The sequence below is a fragment of the Halomonas sp. KG2 genome (assembly GCA_030440445.1).
In the GTDB taxonomy this organism is placed as follows: Bacteria; Pseudomonadota; Gammaproteobacteria; order Pseudomonadales; family Halomonadaceae; genus Vreelandella.
In genome coordinates this window covers 2,052,271-2,072,056 of record CP098528.1, presented here as the reverse complement: position 1 = coordinate 2,072,056, position 19,786 = coordinate 2,052,271, and the positions used below count along the sequence as shown (strand labels likewise).

The window sequence follows — 19,786 nt, the reverse complement described above, 5'->3', positions numbered from 1 at the left end:
CGCTTAAGGCGCTTCAATCACCCAGGTTGTTCCCTCCCGGGAATCCTTCAGGATAATACCCAAACTCGCTAGTTCATCTCGGATAGCATCTGCCTGAGCAAAATTTTTATTGGCTTTTGCTTCTTTACGCTGTGCTATTTTGGCCTCAATCTCAGTCTCGCTCAGCGCTACCTGCTGCTGATTACCTTTCAAAAAGGTCTGAGGGTCTTGCTGCAAAAGCCCTAGCACACCCGCTAGACGGGTTAATTCCGCTGCTAAACGCTGCGCCTTTTCTGACGACTCGCTCTTAGCGCGGTTGAGATCCCGCGCCAGATCGAATAATACCGCTAACGCCTCAGGCGAATTAAAGTCATCATCCATCGCCGTGGTGAAACGCTCAGCATAACCTTCCTCAACACCATCACCGCTAGATAACACTTCCACACCCTCTAACGCTGTGTAAAAACGCGTCAGTGATTTGCGGGCCTCATGGAGAGAACCCACCGAGTAGTTAATTGGGCTACGGTAGTGGCTAGCCACTAGCAAGAAACGCACGACTTCCGGATCATGCTCGGCCAACACATCACGGATGGTGAAAAAGTTACCCAGCGATTTTGACATCTTTTCCTGGTTAACCCGCACAGCCCCGGCATGCATCCAGGTGTTGACGTAGGTTTTACCCGTCGCTGCCTCTGATTGGGCAATTTCGTTTTCATGATGAGGAAACGTAAGGTCAGGGCCACCACCATGAATATCGAAGGTATCGCCTAAGCAGCATGTCGACATTGCAGAACATTCAATGTGCCACCCAGGACGGCCATTGCCCCAAGGAGAGTGCCAGTGTGCTTCGCCCGGTTTAGCGGCTTTCCAAAGCACAAAATCAAGCGGGTCTTCTTTATGGACATCAACCTCGACCCGGGCACCAGAACGCATATCATCAAGTTGACGATTATTTAGCTTGCCGTAATCAGCGAACTTGCGTACCCGATAATACACATCACCATTGGCAGCAGCATAAGCAAAGTCTTTCTTAATCAGCGTCTCAACCATGGCAACAATGTCATCAATATGACCTGTCGCCCGAGGCTCATGGCTTGGGGGCAATACCCCAAGACGTGCTTCGTCTTCATGCATTGCCTGAATCATGCGTTCGGTGAGTGCGCTGATCGATTCGTTATTCTCTTCGGCACGCTTGAGAATTTTATCGTCAATGTCGGTGATGTTACGGACATAAGTAACATCATAACCGCGATAACGCAGATAGCGGGTTATCACATCGAAGGCTACCATGACCCGCGCGTGGCCAAGGTGACAGTAGTCATACACCGTCATGCCACAGACATACATACTGACTTTACCCGCCACTAGCGGGGTAAACGGTTCTTTGCGGCGTGTCAGCGTATTATAAATGTGCATATGACGATTCCTTAGCCCTTCTGTTTGATTTTCGCCCAGCTATCTTTCAACCCAACGGTACGATTAAACACCAGCTGCCCTGGCTTAGAAGCATGACGGTCAGCGCAGAAATAGCCCACCCGCTCAAACTGGAAGCGATCTTCTGGAACAGCATCCGCCAAACTGGGCTCGCCAATGGCGTGGCACACCGCCAAGGAGTCGGGGTTCAGGTGTTCGAGGAAGTCGACATCTTTATCACGATCCGGCTGTTCAACCGTGAATAAATTGTCATACAAACGCACTTCCATCGGCACACCATGGGCGGCACTCACCCAGTGAATCACGCCTTTCACCTTGCGGCCTTCAGGATTTTTACCCAGCGTATCGAAATCCACCGAACAGTGCAGTTCCGTCACGTCACCGGCTTCGTTCTTAACAACGTCATCACAACGAATCACGTAGCTGTTACGCAGGCGGACTTCTTTGCCGGGCGCTAAACGGAAAAACTTTTTGGGCGCGTCTTCCATGAAGTCGTCTTGGTCAATATACAGCTCGCGACTAAACGGCACCTTACGCACCGCCATATCTTCTCGCGCAGGGTGCCCAGGCACCTCATACACTTCTTCATGGTCTTCAGGAACGTTGGTCAGTACCACCTTAAGGGGTTTCAACACGCACATTGCCCGCGGCGCATTGTCCTCAAGATCAGAGCGAATCGCATGCGTTAGCATGGCAATATCCACCAAGCCGCCATCGGCGCGCGTAACACCAATCATCTCACAGAACTTGCGAATGGATGCCGGCGTATAGCCGCGACGACGCATACCTGAAATGGTTGGCATACGCGGGTCGTCCCAGCCATCGACAATCTGTTCGTCAACCAGCAGTTTCAGCTTGCGCTTGGAAGTGAGGGTGTAATCCAGATTCAGTCGAGCAAACTCGATTTGGCGCGGTTTGGCAGGAACCGGCAAATTATTCAAAAACCACTCGTACAGCGGGCGATGGTCTTCAAACTCCAGCGTACAGATTGAATGGGTAATGCCTTCGATGGCGTCAGACTGGCCATGGGTAAAATCGTACGACGGGTAGATTTTCCACTTGTCACCTGTTTGATGGTGGCTGGCATGGCGAATCCGGTAAAGGATCGGGTCGCGTAGATTGATATTGGGCGACGCCATATCAATTTTTGCACGCAGTACTTTTTCGCCTTCACCAAACTCGCCGTTACGCATGCGTTCCAGCAAATCTAGGTTTTCGTCAACGCTGCGCTCGCGGTAAGGACTTGGCTTACCCGGTGCCGTGAGTGTGCCACGGTATTCGCGAATTTCATCTGGAGAAAGATCATCAACGTAAGCTTTGCTCTCGCGAATAAGATGTTGGGCCCACGCATAAAGCTGGTCGAAATAATCAGAAGCAAAGCGAACTGGGCCTGCCCAGTTAAAGCCTAACCAGCTGACGTCCTCTTTAATAGCGTCGATATACGCCTGTTCTTCCTTCGCGGGGTTGGTGTCGTCAAAGCGCAGATGACACTCACCACCTAGCTGCTCTGCCAACCCGAAGTTTAAACAGATCGACTTTGCATGACCGATATGCAAAAAGCCATTAGGTTCGGGAGGAAAGCGCGTCACAATTTTGGTGACCTGGCCGCCCTCTATTTCGTCGCGTACTTGGTTGCGAATGAAGTTCGGCGCTGGGGTGGTCTCGTTGGTCATGGTGGTGTTGATAACCTCATGGTGGATGGCGGGCTAGGCAACCAATGCCTAAGCTATTAGGGTTTGCGCTTCGCGGTGCCAAGCAAAACCGCTATTATAACGTGACGCCGATGCACAGCGCCAAGGCGAACGCCTTTATTGAACAGGAATTTATCTATGATCGTATTACAGACCAACCACGGTGACATCACTATTGCGCTTAATCATGAAAAAGCGCCGAAAACTGCCGCTAACTTTGAGCAATATGTCCGCGAAGGTTTTTATGATGGCACTTTGTTCCACCGTGTTATTGATGGCTTTATGGTTCAGGGCGGTGGCTTCGATCAAGATTTTAATCAAAAGCCAACGCGCGAGCCGATCGAAAACGAAGCCGACAATGGATTACAAAACACGGTTGGCACACTGGCGATGGCACGCACCCAAGACCCTCACTCTGCCACAGCGCAGTTCTTTATCAACGTTGGTAACAATAGTTTCTTGAATCATAGTGGTAAAAGTCTTCAAGGCTGGGGCTACGCCGTGTTTGGCGAGGTTGTCGACGGCATGGACGTGGTAGACGCCATCCGCGGTGTCAGCACCACACGCCGTGGCATGCATGCCGATGTGCCCGCAGACGATGTCATCATTGAGCGCGCCTATGTAAAAGAAGCCGACTAATTACGGGAGTTCTATGCGCACTCTGCTGATAGCTGATATGCATCTAAGCAGTGATACCCCTGAAATCAATCAGGGGTTTTATCGTTACTTAGAGCACACCGCTACTGGGGCTGACGCCCTGTATATTCTAGGCGACCTGTTTGACGCCTGGATCGGAGATGATCTCCTTGACACACCGCATCCTCTTAGCGACATCGCCTGGGAAGTGATTAGACGGTTACGCAAATTAAGCAGTAACGGAACCGCGATTTATTTCCTGCACGGCAATCGCGACTTTCTGATTGGCGAGCGCTTCATCAGTGAGTGCCAAGCCTCTCTGCTACCCGAAAGCCAAACGGTGGAACTCCAAGGAGTGCCTGTCGTTATTCTCCATGGCGATAGTCTTTGCACTAAAGATGATGCTTACATGGCGTTCCGCCAACAGTCGAGAGATCCTCAGTGGCAAACGCAAATCCTGTCCTTACCCCTTGATCAGCGGTTGGAGCTTGCCAAGAGTCTGCGTATGCAGTCGGGCGATGCCAACGCGAGTAAAGCGGAAGCGATCATGGACGTGACACACGAAGAAGTGGTGGCGCTGATGGCGCGCTCTGGTGTCACCACCATGATTCATGGTCACACCCATCGGCCAAAGGTACATGACCTGACGGTTGAGGACGTTCCTGCAAAACGTTTTGTTCTCGGTGATTGGGATACTCACCATGGCTGGGACATCATCGTTGAACGCACGGCAGAGCATGACGCCATGCCTATTCTACGCCAATTTACCTTAGCCAACCCACCCTAATACTTAACGCTGCACATCAGCAAAAAAGTCATCAAAAAAAGCCGACCAAATCAATTTTGGCCGGCTTTTTTGGGTTGATAAAAACGCGTTAATTAACGCTCAATCTTCGCGTCACTACGCAGGTCGTCTACCAAGCCTTGAATGATAGACTGTGCGCGAAGTTGCTCAGCCATTTGCACTACAAAAGAGGTAAGCTGCTCGTCAACTTCGCCTACGGATACGCTGTCCAGCGCAATGATGGCAACGCCTTCCGGCAGCGACACAGAGCGGTAAACGCTATCACCCTCCTGCGGACGCGGCATACGAAATACCTGCTGCACTACCGCCTGGGGAAGCGCACTGTCAGACTGACGCGAAATATTGCTAGCCTCAAGCCAATCAATGTCGCTGGCCTCGCCCGCTTCCACCGCCTCAATCATACGAGCCGCCTCTTGCTCAAGCGCTTCTTGGCGTTGTTGAGCAACAACAGCGTTAGCGACTTCGTCACGCACATCGTCTAGCGTGAGTTGAGTCGTTTCGCGATGCTCCGCAACACGCAGCACAAGGCGACGGTCATCATCAAGCTCAATCACTTCGCTGTTATAGCCTTCTTCTAGCACATCAGCACTAAAGGCCTCCTCTAGCACCCCGGGCTCTGAAAGCACGCCTTCACCTTCACCGCGTGCTAACCAGTCAGTCTGGTTTAGCGTTAGACCGAGGTCATCCGCTACGCTTTGAAGATCATCGGCAGCAAAACTCTCATCAATTAAGCGCTGAACTTGCTGATTGAACTCATCACTGACTTCACGCAGAGCAACATCTTGCTGAAGCGCTTCACGCTGCTCTTCAAAGGCGGGTGCTACCAGCTCGGTTACCTGAAGGATATGAAATGCACCATCCATTTCCACCAGTTGAGATGTTTCACCTTCATCTAGCGCAAAAGCAGCTTCATCAAAGGCATCACCAAAGAAACCACGACTAATAACCCCCAAGTCGCCGCCTTCCTCAGCACTCGCCGTATCATCTGAATAACGTAGTGCCGTATCGGCGAAAGTTTCACCACTGTTCAAGGCTTCTAAAGCCTCATTAGCGTGTGCTTGCGCTTCTTGACGACTGCGCTCTTCGCCAAACGTCACCATAATATGAGAGACCCGCCGATCGGCATTGCGGTTCTGCTCACGCCACGCATCGCGCAAGCTCTGCTCGTCAACCTCAACGTTTTCCGCCATGGCTTGACGGTCAACTAGCACATACTCAACGCGCACCTGCTCAGGACGTTCGAAACGTGCCTGGTTTGCATCGAAATATTCCTGCATTTGCGCTTCAGTAACATCCGCCTCTACGCTTACATCATCGGCATCTAATAAAATATAGCGAAAGCTGCGCTGCTGACGCTGCAGCTCAGCTAAACGCTCCTGCTCGTTTTCCAAGCTAAAGTCGCTAAACGCAAGGCCTTGCTGCAAGTGCTGGCGCTTAATATCAGCACGCAGCTCTTCACGAAACGCCACTGGCGTGTATCCTGCACCAGCAAGACGGTTGCGGAATATTTCAGCCGAGAACCGACCATCTTGGTCATGAAACTCTGGCAAACCAACAATCATTTGATCTAGTTGGGCATCAGAAACAAACACTCCACCGTCTTCAGCATACCCCGTTAGCAGTTGCTGAGTTATTAGCTGGTCAAGAACGTCATTACGCAGCGCCCGCTCTTGCTCTGGTGGCACCTGTCCAGAACGAAGTGCACGCTGCACCTCAAGCTCAACCTGCTGACGCATGATTGGCTCGCCGTTAACGCTCGCCACTTGATTAGGGTCATCGCCAAAGACACTAAACAGCGACTCCACGCCAAAAAGTGCCATGGCAGCCACCATGACACCGATAATTATTTTGGCACCCCAGCTTCTGGAGCCATCTCGAATACTTTGCAGCATGCTAGCCTCAGATCATCACAGCTATCTATCGCCCTAACTATCGGGCCAGAAAAAAACATGGGCGCATCGCGAATGCGATGCGCCCATTAGCTTACAGCAAACGCGAGCCAATTAGTTGACGGCGTCTTTCAGCGCTTTACCGGCTTTGAAGCTGGGGACTTTTGCAGCGCTAATTTCAATCGGCTGGCCAGTCTGCGGGTTACGGCCAGTACGAGCAGCACGCTCTTTAATTGCGAAAGTACCAAAACCTACCAGTGAAACACTTTCGCCTTTTTTGAGGCTATCGGTGACAGACTCCACCATGGCATCCAATGCGCGGGTTGCCGCTGCTTTAGGAATATCAGCAGACGCGGCAATAGCTTCAATCAGCTCGGACTTATTCACACTTCACCCCTTAACTGTTTCAAAAAAATGGCTCTGAACGGCACTGCCACCGTTAGATACAACTTCAAAGCGTAGCTGTGTTTTATAGCAATGCCTTGAAACCCCTGTCAAGCGACAGTGCCGAGAAATGCCCGCAACTCAAGGTCTTGGGCAAAACTATTAAGTAATGTTAAAACTCAATGGAGCATTAACGCTTAATGGGTACTCGTTACGACGGTTGAATTAAAAGCCGGATCAGAACCTTTCAACGAGACGCTCTCGTCGATTGGATCGTTATGTAGCGCTACGGCCAGTACTTCATCTATCCACTGTACGGGGCGGATATCAAGTGCCCCTTTGATATTTTCTGGCACTTCCTTGAGGTCTCGGCGATTTTCCTCAGGAATTAAGACCGTCTTTATACCACCGCGACGGGCTGCCAGCAATTTCTCCTTTAACCCCCCAATGGGCATCACTTCGCCACGGAGGTTCACTTCTCCTGTCATGGCCACATCACAACGCACAGGGCGTTGAGTATAGGCAGAGACAATAGCGGTTACCATGGCGATGCCTGCACTTGGGCCATCTTTAGGCGTAGCGCCCTCCGGAACGTGAATGTGTAAGTCTTCATTCTCAAACCGTTGCGGATCAATACCATACTCTTTTGCACGCGCCTTAACGACCGTTTGTGCCGCACTCACCGACTCTTTCATAACATCGCCTAGCGAGCCGGTTTTGTTAATACGCCCTTTGCCGGGTGTCACAACCGATTCGATATTCAGTAATTCGCCGCCAACCGATGTCCACGCTAGTCCCGTCACGCGACCAACTTGGTCTTCCTGCTCTGCCAACCCATAGCTATAACGGCGCACGCCTGCATAGGCTTCAATATCTTCAGCTGCCAGGACTTGTTGAGCCTGCAGATGGCTACCCTGCTTACCACTGGTTGCTTGTTCGGCTTCTAAACGCTCGCGCAACACCTTACGGCACACTTTGGCAATCTGACGCTCCAGCTCTCGCACCCCAGCTTCACGGGTGTAATAGCGCACTAGCTCTAGCAAGGCATCATCATTGAGCGCCAACTCTTCCGTTTTGAGGCCATTCGCTTCCTGCTGCTTCGGCAACAAATAACGCCTAGCGATCGCTAACTTTTCATCTTCGGTGTAACCCGGCAAACGAATGATTTCCATACGATCCAGCAGCGGACCAGGAATATTCATCGAGTTAGCAGTACAGATAAATAGCGTTTCTGATAGATCGTAGTCCAACTCAAGGTAGTGATCACTAAAGCTATTGTTCTGCTCAGGATCAAGCACCTCTAGCAGCGCTGATGCAGGGTCACCGCGGTGATCCATACCGAGTTTATCGACTTCATCCAATAAAAACAGTGGGTTCTTAACGCCAGCCCGGCTCATCCGCTGCATTAACTTACCCGGCAACGAGCCAATGTAGGTGCGGCGATGACCGCGAATTTCAGACTCGTCTCGTACGCCACCTAACGCAAGGCGAACATATTTACGATTCGTGGCCCGTGCGATAGATTGGCCAAGAGAGGTTTTACCCACGCCTGGCGGGCCCACCAAGCATAATACAGGTCCTTTCATCTTGCGCACGCGCTTTTGTACCGCAAGATACTCAAGGATGCGTGCCTTAACTTCTTCTAAGCCGTAATGATCCTGATCCAGCACTTCCTGCGCTTTCACTAAGTCGTGCTTGACGCGGGTACGCTTCTTCCAGGGGACGGCTATTAGCCAGTCTAGGTAAGAGCGAACCACGGTAGCTTCGGCCGAGTTAGCAGCCATCATTTTCAGCTTACTAAGCTCCTGAGTCGCTTTTTCAGCCGCTTCTTTAGGCATTCCAGATGAAGCAATGGCTTGCTCGTATTTTTCGGCCTCGTTCGGCACATTATCCAGCTCACCCATCTCTTTCTGGATGGCCTTCATCTGCTCATTGAGGTAATACTCGCGCTGGGTCTTTTCCATCTGCTCTTTCACGCGCGAGCGGATGCGCTTCTCAACCTGCAGCAAATCAATTTCGGATTCTATCAGCGCCATTAAGTGCTCGATGCGATCACGCACGCGATCCATTTCGAGCAACTCTTGCTTGTCGCCTATTTTTAATGACAAATGCGCACAGATGGTATCGACCAAGCGGCTCGGATCCTCAATTCCAGAAAGCGAATTGAGCACCTCGTTAGGCACTTTTTTGGACAGTTTGACGTATTGCTCAAATTGGTTGAGCAGCACACGTACCAGTGCTTCTTGTTCACGACTGGTTAGCGGCTCGCTCTCGCGAGGCACTAAGTAAGCTTGGGTGTAGCCCGTCTCATGCTCTTCAATATCAATAACATCAGCGCGGAAATTACCCTCAATTAGCACTTTTACAGTGCCATCAGGCAATTTTAGCAGTTGCATGATATCGGCCACGGTGCCCATGGCATAAAGATCAGCGTTATCGGGCTCATCCTGGGAGGCCTCACGCTGAGCCACCAGCAGCACACGTTTGTCGGCCTCCATCGCCGCTTCCAACGCTTGGATGGACTTCTCACGACCAACAAAAAGTGGAATAACCATTTGCGGATATACAACCACATCCCGCAAAGGCAACAGGGGTAGACATTGTGTCTGATCGGCGTTCTGCTGCATCGCAGACGTTCCTCAAAATCGGATGAGTACTTGAAAGGGTACTTAGCCAAGTACCTCACAGTATGAAAAGCATGGCGCTAGGGCGCTGAGCAGCTAGGCAAACATTTCATGAATAACTTATGAATAACAAGGGGCCGCCTAGGCGACCCCTTGGTTTGGCGCAAGCGGTAAAAGCTAGGCCGTGGTGTGCACGTCGGGACTAGCCGTCGGTGCCATCAACACGAGCGTCTTCCTGCTGCGAATAGATCAGTAGTGGCTCACTTTCGCCTGCAATCACTGAACTATCAATCACCACTTTGCTAACACCTTCAAGCGAAGGAATCTCGTACATGGTGTCTAGCAGCACAGACTCAAGGATAGATCGCAAACCTCGCGCGCCAGTCTTACGCTCCATTGCCTTGGTAGCGACAGCACGCAGCGCTTCGTCTCTAAACTCGAGCGTCACATCTTCCATTTCAAAGAGCTTGGCGTACTGCTTAACCAACGAGTTTTTAGGCTCGGTTAAGATCTGTACCAACGCATCTTCGTTTAGCTCAGTGAGCGTCGCAATCACGGGCAGACGTCCAACAAACTCAGGAATTAAACCAAATTTCACTAAATCATCTGGTTCTACGTCGGCCAGTAACTCACCTACACCACGTGAAGACTCTTTGCTCTTCACGCTGGCATTGAAACCAATGCCACCTTTCTCAGCACGGTCACGGATAACTTTATCAAGACCCGCAAAAGCACCACCCACAATAAACAGCATGTTGGCCGTATTGACCTGAACAAACTCTTGCTGGGGATGTTTACGACCACCCTGCGGCGGCACGGATGCCGTTGTGCCTTCAATCAACTTGAGTAGTGCCTGCTGGACACCCTCGCCCGACACATCACGTGTGATGGAAGGGTTATCAGACTTTCGCGAAATCTTATCGATTTCATCGATATAAACAATGCCTCGCTCAGCCTTTTCGACGTCGTAATCACACTTCTGCAGAAGCTTTTGGATGATGTTTTCAACATCCTCACCCACATAACCCGCTTCTGTCAGCGTAGTGGCATCGGCAATGGTAAAAGGTACATTCAATAACCGCGCCATGGTTTCCGCCAACAGTGTTTTACCACTACCGGTAGGACCAATAAGCAGAATATTTGATTTACCTAGTTCTACATCGCCTTCGCGCACTTCCGTCTTAAGACGCTTGTAGTGGTTATAAACCGCTACAGATAGCACCATTTTGGCGCGATCTTGTCCGATGACATAGTCGTCTAACGTATGACGTATTTCGCGAGGCGTAGGTAAACGCTCTTCATCGCTCTCGGCATCGGCTTCGAGAACTTCTTCGCGAATGATGTCATTACATAAGTCGACACACTCATCGCAGATATATACGGACGGGCCTGCAATTAGCTTACGTACTTCGTTTTGATTCTTACCACAAAACGAGCAGTATAAAAGCTTGCCACCTTCGTCCTTGCCTTTGCCGTCGGCCATTCGCGTACCTCTATCACTGCGGCGGCTTACGCCGCCGGAAAAGCTCGTTAGAAAAGCAGAATCCTACCACGCTATCAGGATGTAGGCCGCTTATCCAGCACTGCGTCAATCAAGCCATATTCTTGGGCTTTAGTGGCGCTCATAAAGTTGTCACGGTCAGTATCCCGAGCAACAGTATCAAGTTCTTGACCAGTATGATGGGCTAAAATCTGGTTCAGTTTTTCACGAATACCTAAAATCTCACGGGTGTGGATCTCGATATCAGACGCTTGGCCTTGATAGCCACCCAGCGGCTGGTGAATCATCACACGGGAATTAGGCAAACAATAACGCTTACCTGCTGCGCCTGCTGTCAGCAACAGTGCACCCATGCTGGCCGCTTGACCAATACATACGGTCGACACATCAGGCTTGATAAACTGCATGGTGTCGTAGATAGACATACCTGCCGTAACAGACCCACCAGGCGAATTGATGTAAAGGTGAATATCTTTATCAGGGTTCTCTGACTCAAGAAACAGCAGCTGCGCCACTACTAAGTTCGCCATGTAATCTTCAACTGGTCCAACCAGGAAAATAACACGCTCTTTTAGCAGGCGTGAGTAGATGTCATAGGCTCTTTCCCCTTTGGCGCTCTGCTCAACCACCATGGGCACTAAACCGCCGGCGTTTTGAATATCAAACTCACTCATTCGTGATTCCTTGCGTCCGGTAAGGGAAAGCGCACCCACATGGGATGCGCCACGCGATGAAGTTAAGCGCTAGCTTGTTCGCTTTCTTCAACACCTTCATCTTGCTCGGCCTGTTGCTGAGCCGCTGCCAATGCCTGCTGGTATGACATTTCAACGTCTTTAACGTTCGTCTGCTCCAGCAGCTTATCAACAGCTTTCTCTTCCAGGATGGCAGACTTCACTTGGGTTTTGAGCTGCTCATTACCCATGTAGTATTCAACCACTTCGGAAGGATCCTGATACTGCTCTGCCAGCTCTTCAACCTTAGCTTTAATTGCATCATCATCAGCGTCTAACTCATTCGCCTTGATAACCTCGGCCAGCAGCAATCCTACCTGGACGCGGCCTTTCGCTTGCGCTTCGAAGAGTTCATTCGGCAGTTGGCTGACATCAAAGTCCTCGCCCAGACCGAACTGCTGTGCTGCCTGACGCTTCATGCCATCAGTTTCTTGCTGAACAAGCGCACTTGGCACAGGAATATCGTTCGCTTTTTTCAGCGCATCCAACACCTGCTGCTTAACACGGTTATCCACCGCTTGGGCCGCTTCGCGGGTCATGTTCTTTTTGATTTCAGCGCGGAATTTCTCTTCATCGCCATCGTCAACACCAAAGCGCGCAATAAACTCAGCGTCTACGGCCGGCAGCGTTTGGCTACTGACTTTATGAACGGTGACTTTAAAGGTGGCTTCCTGACCTGCAAGATGCTCTGCTTGGTAATCTTCAGGGAAGGTAACAGTGATGGTTTTCTCATCACCCGCCTTCGCACCGATCAACTGCTCTTCAAAGCCTGGGATGAAGCTGTTAGAGCCAATAACTAAAGCATGGCCCTCAGCACTTCCACCTTCAAACGGCTCGTCACCCAGGAAGCCCTGGAAGTCGATGGTAACTTGATCGCCATCAGCAGCAGCGGCGTCTACCTCTTCCCACGCAGCATTTTGCTTACGCAGTGTATCGATCATTTCGTCGACATCAGCATCGTTAACCGCCACTACCGGACGCTCAACTTCAGTGCCTTCGATAGACGCAAGCTCAACCTGCGGATAGATTTCCATAACCGCCACAAACTCTAGGTCTTTGCCAGCTTGGTTTACTTTTGGCTCAATCTGGGGAAAACCGGCAGGATTAAGGCCTTCTTCCGTGATGGCACGCACATAGCGCTCACGCATCACTTCACCTACCACTTCATTGCGCACGCTGTCGCCATAGCGCTGACGAACTACAGCCATCGGCACTCGGCCTTGGCGAAAACCATTCAGGCGAACGTTTTTCGCGGTGTCTACTAAGCGAGCGCTGACGGCCTCGTCGATTTCGGCGGCCGGCACCTGAATAGTGATACGGCGTTCGATCTGGGAGGTCGTCTCGACGGAAACTTGCATGAATTGTCCTCTAGCGGCTGGGCGTTATGTTGATTGCGTAAAATAAGTACAAGGGGGCAATTTTAAGAACCCTAGCGCATCGTGGCAAGCGCCATGCTCGCAAGATGGGGGCATAACCCGCAAATACAAGGGTAATCACTAGCAAAACGACCATTTTAGGTCGTTTTTTGACCACAATGCAGTCAAAATTATTTTTAAACGTTAGATGAAGCCTTGTAGCCTGACTATCACATCTAAAATAGTGGCCTTTAGTCGCGCTTTGCCCACCACAAAGAAACAGCATGAAATAGCAAACCACAGGTTGCTGCGTGGGAAATAAACACTTGCCAGCTAATCCAGTCAGTGAACAGACCATGCCACGCCCCCATTACCAGGGAACCCAATAGCAGCATAAATAGCAAGCGTTGACATAATGCTGGCAGCGCTTTTCGTGCGCCAACCGGCAGCATTTTCCACTGAACAGCAGCAGCACCCACCACAATGGCTAGCGCAATAAGTAACAATGTTTGGCGTGTTTCATGCCCTTCTACCATGTAACGAGGTATCGCGGCCAACATAACAATGCAAAGTCCGAGGGCAACGCTAATACGTTCTGGAGAAAAAGGGACTCGCTGCATGGTTAAGCAACCTTCAGTTGCTGAGACTCAATCCACTCTTCTACCCACGGAATAGCGGCGTCATCTGCCATAAAGGTTTCCATAGCATCCACTTCCAGCCGCTCACCTAAACGCGTTGCACCATGATCCTCTAGTAACGCATCGAGCGCCCTTCCCGCCCCACAGAACGTGTCTCCGTATGAGCTATCGCCCAACGCAATCAACCCATAGCGCAACGAGGTAAGCGAGGGACTTTTTTCCTGCAGCCCGCGCACAAAAGAAACAAAATTCCCTGGGTAATCTCCACTGCCCGTGGTTGATACACAAAACAGCGTAAGATCTTGGCTATTGGTCAAATCGTCAATCGTTGGCTGCTCAGAAATATCAACATTGTAGCCAGCCTGCTCAAATAACGGCTTTACTTGCTCTGCGACATCTAGCGCGCCACCGTACATTGTACCGACTAGAATCGTTAGCGTTGGCATGGCCTACTCCTCTGCAATAATGTCGCACTGTGCTTTGTTCAGTCGACAAATACCCGATGAATTTGGTCAAATATTAACACGACTCGCAAAAACGACACACGCCTTCTCATGAGGCACTATCAATCATTTAGTAGGAAATCTTATGCAGCAGCTCTTTGAGGCATGGATAACACCGATCATGGTCGGTGGCTTAATCGTGTTTATGTGCTTTATTATTTGGGACTTAGCTAAGAAATCCAACGCAGGGAAGTTTGGCACGATCATGCTTTTTGTCGTTCTGGGTGCTGGCATGCTGGGTTATGTCATTAAGGTAGTGATCACTTGGCTCATTGAAGGACGTGGACTTTAGTCCGAAAATTAAAAAGGAGCACCCGAAGGTACTCCTTTTCATTTGCTACCACTCTGCGCATCAGCTCAGCACAACTGTTCGACACACACCCTCCGACCAGTGCGTTTAAACTTCCGCCACCCGCAAGTTAGCTGCTTGTATAGCGCTCTACCTGCTGCTTTAGTTTTTGACCGGGACGAAAAGTAACAACGCGCCGTGCAGAAATGGGAATCTCTTCACCTGTCTTGGGGTTACGCCCCGGTCTTTCGCGCTTATCACGCAAATCGAAATTGCCGAAACCCGATAGTTTAACCTGCTCGTTTTCGCGCAAGCAGGCGCGGATCTCTTCAAAAAAAGCCTCAACCATGGCTTTTGCTTCTCGCTTCGACAGCGCGAGCTCAGTGTGTAAATGTTCTGCTAGCTCTGCTTTGGTCAACGCACCCATAAGGCCCCCCTCCATGTAGCAAACGCATTGCCAAGAACGTGATAAGCGTCGTGTCATGGCATTATTTAATTATTCACGTAACTATCCACCAAACCTGCCAACAAATCCTATCCACGTAGCTCAGCATCCAATTCTGCTCGCACTTGCGATACGATGGAATCTACCAACAGGTTGATTTCATCGTCATTTAGCGTGCGTGATCCGTGCTGCCACGTCAAGCCCAATGCAATACTCTTGCAACCATCAGCTACGCCTTTACCAGCATAGACATCAAATAGCTTAATGTCTTTTAAGTAATCGCCAGCTTGTGCTTTTGCACAATCAAGTAGCGCCTGGACAGGTATCTCTGCCTTAACAGTGAAAGCCAAGTCACGGCGAACTTCTGGATAACGTGACAGCGGCTCAAAGGCTGGGATGAGCCCCTCGCTCAGCGCATCTAAGCGAACCTCAAACATAACGGCATCTACTTTCAGCCCTAGCTTGGCTCGTACCTGAGGATGCAAGGTGCCAATCCAACCGGCAGGCTGACCATTATGCAACAGCTTCGCTGTTTGCCCAGGATGTAGCGAAGGATGCTCACCCGGCTCAAAACGCCAAGCATCAAGCGCGCCACCAAGCGCCAACAGGCTTTCTAAATCGCCTTTTAGATCGTAAAAATCGACTTGGGCTTTAGCCCCGCACCAACCTTCAGCTTCACGCCCTCCGCATACCAGCGCTCCCATCATCGGGACTTGCGAAAGGTTGTCCAAATGGCCATTAAACACCAAGCCGGTTTCAAACAGCCTGACACGGGTTTGCTGACGGTTCAGATTATGCTCAAGCGCACGCACTAAGCCTGGGAACAAACTAGCCCGCATCACCGACAGATCTGACGAGATAGGGTTCGCCAGCACAGGCGACACAGCGTCAGGCAACATCGTCGCTTGCAGGTCAGGTGCAACAAAGCTGTAAGTTATCGCCTCCTGAAAACCACGAGCTACCATTTGGTTGCGCAGCTGGGCTTGGGTTAGCACCGCCTCGTTAGCCGGACGCAGCGCCAAACGCGCCGCAGGGCGCCGAACAGGCAGGTTGTTATAACCATGGACCCTAGCAATCTCTTCAATGAGATCTTCTTCGATCGCCACGTCAAAACGCCAGCTTGGCGCTGTGACTGACCAGCCATCTGCCTGCTTATCAACCGCAAGCCCTAAACGCTGCAGAATGTCAGTTACATCTTCAACGGGCAGTCGCTTCGAAAGCGCGCTCTCTAAACGCGCCTCGCGCAATACAATGTTACGCGGTGCTGGCAGGTGTTCGCCGCTGGACGACTCAGTAACAGGGCCAGCCTGACCACCACATATCTCCATTAGAAGCTGTGTGGCACGCTCAATCGCCACACTGGCAAGCGCTGGATCAACGCCACGTTCAAAACGGTGTGATGCATCCGTATGAAGACCATAAGAACGCGCCTGCCCTGCAATAGCCAGCGGCGTAAAATAGGCAGCTTCCAAGAAAATCGTATCGGTCTTCTCACTTACCCCTGAGTTCTCGCCCCCCATAACGCCTGCCATTGCCAGAGGACCTTCATCATCAGCAATAACCAGTGTTTCAGGTCTTAGCGCTACTTCCTGACCGTCCAACAAGGTCAAACGCTCTTCTTTACGCGCCAAGCGAACGGTAATACCGCCGTGGAGGTTGTTGCGATCAAACGCATGCAACGGCTGGCCTAGCTCTAGCATCACATAGTTAGTCACATCAACGGCAGGGTCAATGGAACGAACACCGCTACGCCGGAGACGCTCCACCATCCATAGCGGGGTTTCGACGCTAATATCGACACCCCTAATAATGCGACCCACGTAGCGCGGGCACTGCTCCGGCGCCTCAATACGCACTGAAAAAGTATCGTCAATACTGGCTTCAATAGCCGCAATCTCAGGGCCACTCACCGGTAGACGATTGAGCACACCCACTTCTCGAGCCAGCCCCTTGATACTTAGGCAATCGCCGCGATTCGGCGTGAGATCAACTTCAATGGTCATGTCATCGAGCTGCATATACTCTCGAAAACTTAGACCTACCGGCGCAGAGGCGGGCAGCACAAAAATCCCAGGAGACGTCTCTTCTTCCAGGCCTAGTTCTGAGGCCGAGCAAATCATTCCGCGTGACTCAACACCACGCAATTTAGCTTTTTTGATTTTGAAGTCGCCCGGCAGAATGCCACCCACCTGAGCAAACGGAATTTTTTGACCAACATCGACATTGGCAGCGCCACAAACAACCTGCACAGGCTCACCGGTACCATCATTAACAGTACATACGTTGAGCTTATCAGCGTCTGGGTGCTTCTCTTTAGTCAGCACCTCTGCAACCACTACGCCACTAAACGCGGACGCAACGGCCTCGATAGCATCGACCTCAAGGCCTGCCATGGTAATTTGATCGGCAATTGCCTGTGTATCAAGCTGCGGAGCCACCCAGTCACGCAGCCACTGTTCTGAAAATTTCATATTGATTCCCGTCGTTGGCAGCGGTCTTAGGTAAATTGGCGAAGAAAACGCAGATCGTTCTCAAAGAACAAACGTAGATCATTGACACCGTAGCGCAGCATCGCTAGCCGCTCGGCGCCCATACCAAACGCAAACCCGGTGTAACGCTCAGCATCAATGCCTGAATGCCTGAACACCTCGGGATGCACCATTCCACAGCCCATAACCTCCAACCAGCCGCTATGCGAGCAGACACGACAACCATCACCGCTACACATCACGCACTGAATATCGACCTCTGCGGAGGGCTCAGTGAATGGAAAGTAAGAGGGACGGAAGCGGACTGAAAGATCATCGCGTTCAAAAAACGCCTGGAGAAAATCTTCAATAGTTCCCTTAAGATCTGCAAAGCTCACCCCCTCATCAACCAACAGACCTTCCACTTGGTGGAACATTGGAGTGTGGGTGAGATCTGAATCACTACGGTAGACACGACCAGGGCAAACAATACGGATCGGCGGCTCACTACTTTTCATGGTACGTACTTGAACTGGCGATGTATGAGTACGTAACAAGCGTGTAGCATCGAAATAGAAGGTATCTGCCATACCACGCGCAGGGTGATGAGCGGGTATATTTAGCGCTTCGAAATTATGGTAGTCATCTTCAATTTCTGGCCCTACCGCCACATCGTAGCCAATCCTGGTAAACAAGCCTTCAATACGTTCAAGCGTGCGAGTAACGGGATGCAGGCCGCCATTCTCTTGACCGCGGCCAGGCAGTGTCACGTCAATTTTTTCAGCTGCCAAGCGAGCATTAAGCGCTTCGCTTTCAAGCTGCTGACGCTTTGTATCAATTTCAGCTGCCAGGGTCTGTTTCGCCTGATTAATTTGCTCACCGGCGGCAGGACGCTCTTCTGCTGAAAGCTTTCCTAAGCCTTTCAACAAGGCCGTCACTTCGCCTTTTTTACCCAAGTAACGTACGCGCAACTCATCTAGAGCAGGGACACTTTGCGCCGCATGAATAGCATCGCGAGCCTCTGACACCAGAGTAGGAAGATGGTCCATCCGATTCACTCCGAATTAAGCGATTTCCATCTCTAAAGATGGCTGGCATGTTGAAGGTGACAAAAAAACAGGGGAAGAGCGGCTGCTCTTCCCCTGCATGGGTCACACTGAAATGACCTCTGACACGTCACACTGATTTAACTCAGTGTAATGTGACTTATTGGGCAGCCTTGGCTTTTTCCACGATAGCCGCAAATGCAGCTTTCTCGTGTACTGCCAGGTCGGCCAATACTTTGCGGTCAATTTCAATACCGGCTTTCTTCAGACCGCCAACAAAGCGGCTGTAAGACATGCCATTGATGCGCGCACCAGCGTTAATACGCTGAATCCACAGAGCGCGGAATTGACGCTTGCGGTTGCGGCGGTCACGGTAAGCATACTGACCGGCTTTGATAACAGCCTGCTTGGCTACGCGGAAAACACGCGAACGTGCTCCGTAGTAACCTTTAGCCTGCTTCAATACTTTTTTATGGCGACGACGGGCAACTACGCCACGCTTAACACGAGTCATAACACACTCCTGACTTTATGACTGAGGCTAAATGCACTCAGATAAGAAAATTCGACCTTACAGATTCGGCAGCATGCGCTGAATCAGCGCTTTGTCAGAAGCATGGATCTGCTTCATACCACGCAGCTGACGCTTACGCTTGGTCGACTTCTTGGTCAAGATGTGGCTACGGAAAGACTGCTTGTGCTTGAAGCCATTAGCAGTCTTTTTAAAGCGCTTAGCAGCGCCGCTGTTGCTTTTGATTTTCGGCATGAGAAAACTCCGCTCGATATTTTTTAGAAAACCCAGGGCCGATCAGCGCTTTCACGCTGACCCGTTAGCTTCGCCGTTGGATCACTTCTTCTTCGGGGCAATAATCATGATCATCTGGCGTCCTTCCATTTTCGGGAAAGACTCTACCGCTCCGATCTCTTCCAGGTCTGCCGCGATCCGTTCCATTAGCTTACGACCAATGTCCTGGTGCGCCATTTCACGACCACGGAAGCGCAATGTGACTTTGCCCTTATCACCACCTTCAAGAAAGCGCGTCAGGTTTTTAAGCTTGACCTGATAATCGCCTTCGTCGGTGCCAGGACGGAATTTGACTTCCTTGACCTGAATTTGCTTCTGCTTTTTCTTTTGAGCCGCTTTCTGCTTCTTCGTCTCAAAAACAAATTTGCCATAATCCATAATCTTACAAACGATTGGATCGGCATTCGAAATTTGCACGAGGTCTAAACCGGCAGCTTCTGCACGCTCAAGCGCTTCGGTGGTGGGCACAACACCCAACTGCTCACCTTCAGCATCGATCAAACGTACTTCTTCTTCGGTAATTCTCTCGTTCATTGGTGGGCGCTTGTCTTGTGGACGCCCGC

The 19,786-nt window shown here is 50.9% G+C and carries 19 protein-coding genes; 3 read left to right on the top strand and 16 right to left on the bottom strand.

All coding sequences use genetic code 11. The features are described 5' to 3' along the window. Positions 1-3: 3 nt before the first annotated feature. Positions 4-1,395 carry a cysteine--tRNA ligase gene (cysS, locus tag NDQ72_09650; GenBank protein ID WKD30182.1) on the bottom strand — a complete coding sequence of 464 codons (1,392 nt, stop codon included), beginning with the start codon at positions 1,393-1,395 and terminating at the stop codon, positions 4-6. Positions 1,396-1,406: 11 nt separating this feature from the next. Next, positions 1,407-3,086 (bottom strand): glutamine--tRNA ligase/YqeY domain fusion protein, encoded by a 1,680-nt coding sequence (locus tag NDQ72_09645; GenBank protein WKD30181.1) that lies wholly within the window; start codon positions 3,084-3,086, stop codon positions 1,407-1,409. Positions 3,087-3,242: 156 nt separating this feature from the next. Between NDQ72_09645 and NDQ72_09640 the strand changes: the two genes are divergently transcribed. Both NDQ72_09640 and NDQ72_09635 read left to right on the top strand, forming a co-directional pair. Continuing rightward, positions 3,243-3,743, top strand: coding sequence for a peptidylprolyl isomerase (locus NDQ72_09640; GenBank protein WKD30180.1), 501 nt, complete (start codon positions 3,243-3,245; stop codon positions 3,741-3,743). A 13-nt stretch (positions 3,744-3,756) separates the two neighbouring features. Continuing rightward, positions 3,757-4,527: a UDP-2,3-diacylglucosamine diphosphatase gene (locus tag NDQ72_09635; GenBank protein WKD30179.1), complete on the top strand. Its 771-nt coding sequence runs from the start codon at positions 3,757-3,759 to the stop codon at positions 4,525-4,527. Positions 4,528-4,619: 92 nt separating this feature from the next. Here the strand turns inward: NDQ72_09635 and NDQ72_09630 are convergent, their stop codons facing one another. The 8 genes from NDQ72_09630 to NDQ72_09595 all read right to left on the bottom strand — a co-directional run bounded on the left by NDQ72_09630 (position 4,620) and on the right by NDQ72_09595 (position 14,113). Then, entirely contained in the window at positions 4,620-6,437 is a 1,818-nt protein-coding gene (locus NDQ72_09630) for a SurA N-terminal domain-containing protein (protein ID WKD30178.1), read from the bottom strand. 111 nt (positions 6,438-6,548) lie between these two features. Continuing rightward, entirely contained in the window at positions 6,549-6,821 is a 273-nt protein-coding gene (locus NDQ72_09625; protein ID WKD30177.1) for an HU family DNA-binding protein, read from the bottom strand. Between the two features lie 194 nt (positions 6,822-7,015). Further along, positions 7,016-9,445 carry an endopeptidase La gene (lon, locus tag NDQ72_09620; protein WKD30176.1) on the bottom strand — a complete coding sequence of 810 codons (2,430 nt, stop codon included), beginning with the start codon at positions 9,443-9,445 and terminating at the stop codon, positions 7,016-7,018. Between the two features lie 199 nt (positions 9,446-9,644). Next, positions 9,645-10,925, bottom strand: a complete 1,281-nt coding sequence (gene clpX, locus NDQ72_09615) for an ATP-dependent Clp protease ATP-binding subunit ClpX (GenBank protein WKD30175.1) — start codon at positions 10,923-10,925, stop codon at positions 9,645-9,647. 74 nt (positions 10,926-10,999) lie between these two features. After that, positions 11,000-11,617, bottom strand: coding sequence for an ATP-dependent Clp endopeptidase proteolytic subunit ClpP (gene clpP, locus NDQ72_09610; GenBank protein WKD30174.1), 618 nt, complete (start codon positions 11,615-11,617; stop codon positions 11,000-11,002). A gap of 62 nt (positions 11,618-11,679) precedes the next feature. Further along, positions 11,680-13,032 carry a trigger factor gene (gene tig / locus NDQ72_09605; GenBank protein WKD30173.1) on the bottom strand — a complete coding sequence of 451 codons (1,353 nt, stop codon included), beginning with the start codon at positions 13,030-13,032 and terminating at the stop codon, positions 11,680-11,682. A 248-nt stretch (positions 13,033-13,280) separates the two neighbouring features. After that, a complete protein-coding gene (locus NDQ72_09600) occupies positions 13,281-13,649 on the bottom strand; it encodes a hypothetical protein (GenBank protein WKD30172.1) in 369 nt (122 codons plus the stop codon). A 2-nt stretch (positions 13,650-13,651) separates the two neighbouring features. Further along, the gene (locus tag NDQ72_09595) at positions 13,652-14,113 is read right to left on the bottom strand and encodes a flavodoxin domain-containing protein (protein ID WKD30171.1); all 462 of its coding nucleotides are present in this window, start codon (positions 14,111-14,113) and stop codon (positions 13,652-13,654) included. A 142-nt stretch (positions 14,114-14,255) separates the two neighbouring features. Here NDQ72_09595 and NDQ72_09590 point away from each other — a divergent pair, with 142 nt between their 5' ends. Beyond that, complete coding sequence (locus NDQ72_09590) at positions 14,256-14,462, top strand: DUF2788 domain-containing protein (protein WKD30170.1); 207 nt, start codon at positions 14,256-14,258, stop codon at positions 14,460-14,462. Positions 14,463-14,589: 127 nt separating this feature from the next. Here NDQ72_09590 and NDQ72_09585 read toward each other — a convergent pair whose 3' ends face one another. From NDQ72_09585 to infC, 6 genes are all read right to left on the bottom strand, one after another. Next, positions 14,590-14,886: an integration host factor subunit alpha gene (locus NDQ72_09585; protein WKD30169.1), complete on the bottom strand. Its 297-nt coding sequence runs from the start codon at positions 14,884-14,886 to the stop codon at positions 14,590-14,592. A gap of 107 nt (positions 14,887-14,993) precedes the next feature. Then, entirely contained in the window at positions 14,994-17,375 is a 2,382-nt protein-coding gene (pheT, locus tag NDQ72_09580; protein WKD30168.1) for a phenylalanine--tRNA ligase subunit beta, read from the bottom strand. A 26-nt stretch (positions 17,376-17,401) separates the two neighbouring features. Then, a complete protein-coding gene (gene pheS / locus NDQ72_09575) occupies positions 17,402-18,421 on the bottom strand; it encodes a phenylalanine--tRNA ligase subunit alpha (protein WKD30167.1) in 1,020 nt (339 codons plus the stop codon). 157 nt (positions 18,422-18,578) lie between these two features. After that, positions 18,579-18,932: a 50S ribosomal protein L20 gene (rplT, locus tag NDQ72_09570; GenBank protein ID WKD30166.1), complete on the bottom strand. Its 354-nt coding sequence runs from the start codon at positions 18,930-18,932 to the stop codon at positions 18,579-18,581. 57 nt (positions 18,933-18,989) lie between these two features. Next, positions 18,990-19,184 (bottom strand): 50S ribosomal protein L35, encoded by a 195-nt coding sequence (gene rpmI / locus NDQ72_09565; GenBank protein ID WKD30165.1) that lies wholly within the window; start codon positions 19,182-19,184, stop codon positions 18,990-18,992. A gap of 81 nt (positions 19,185-19,265) precedes the next feature. Then, positions 19,266-19,757 (bottom strand): translation initiation factor IF-3, encoded by a 492-nt coding sequence (gene infC, locus NDQ72_09560; GenBank protein WKD30164.1) that lies wholly within the window; start codon positions 19,755-19,757, stop codon positions 19,266-19,268. Positions 19,758-19,786 lie beyond the last annotated feature (29 nt).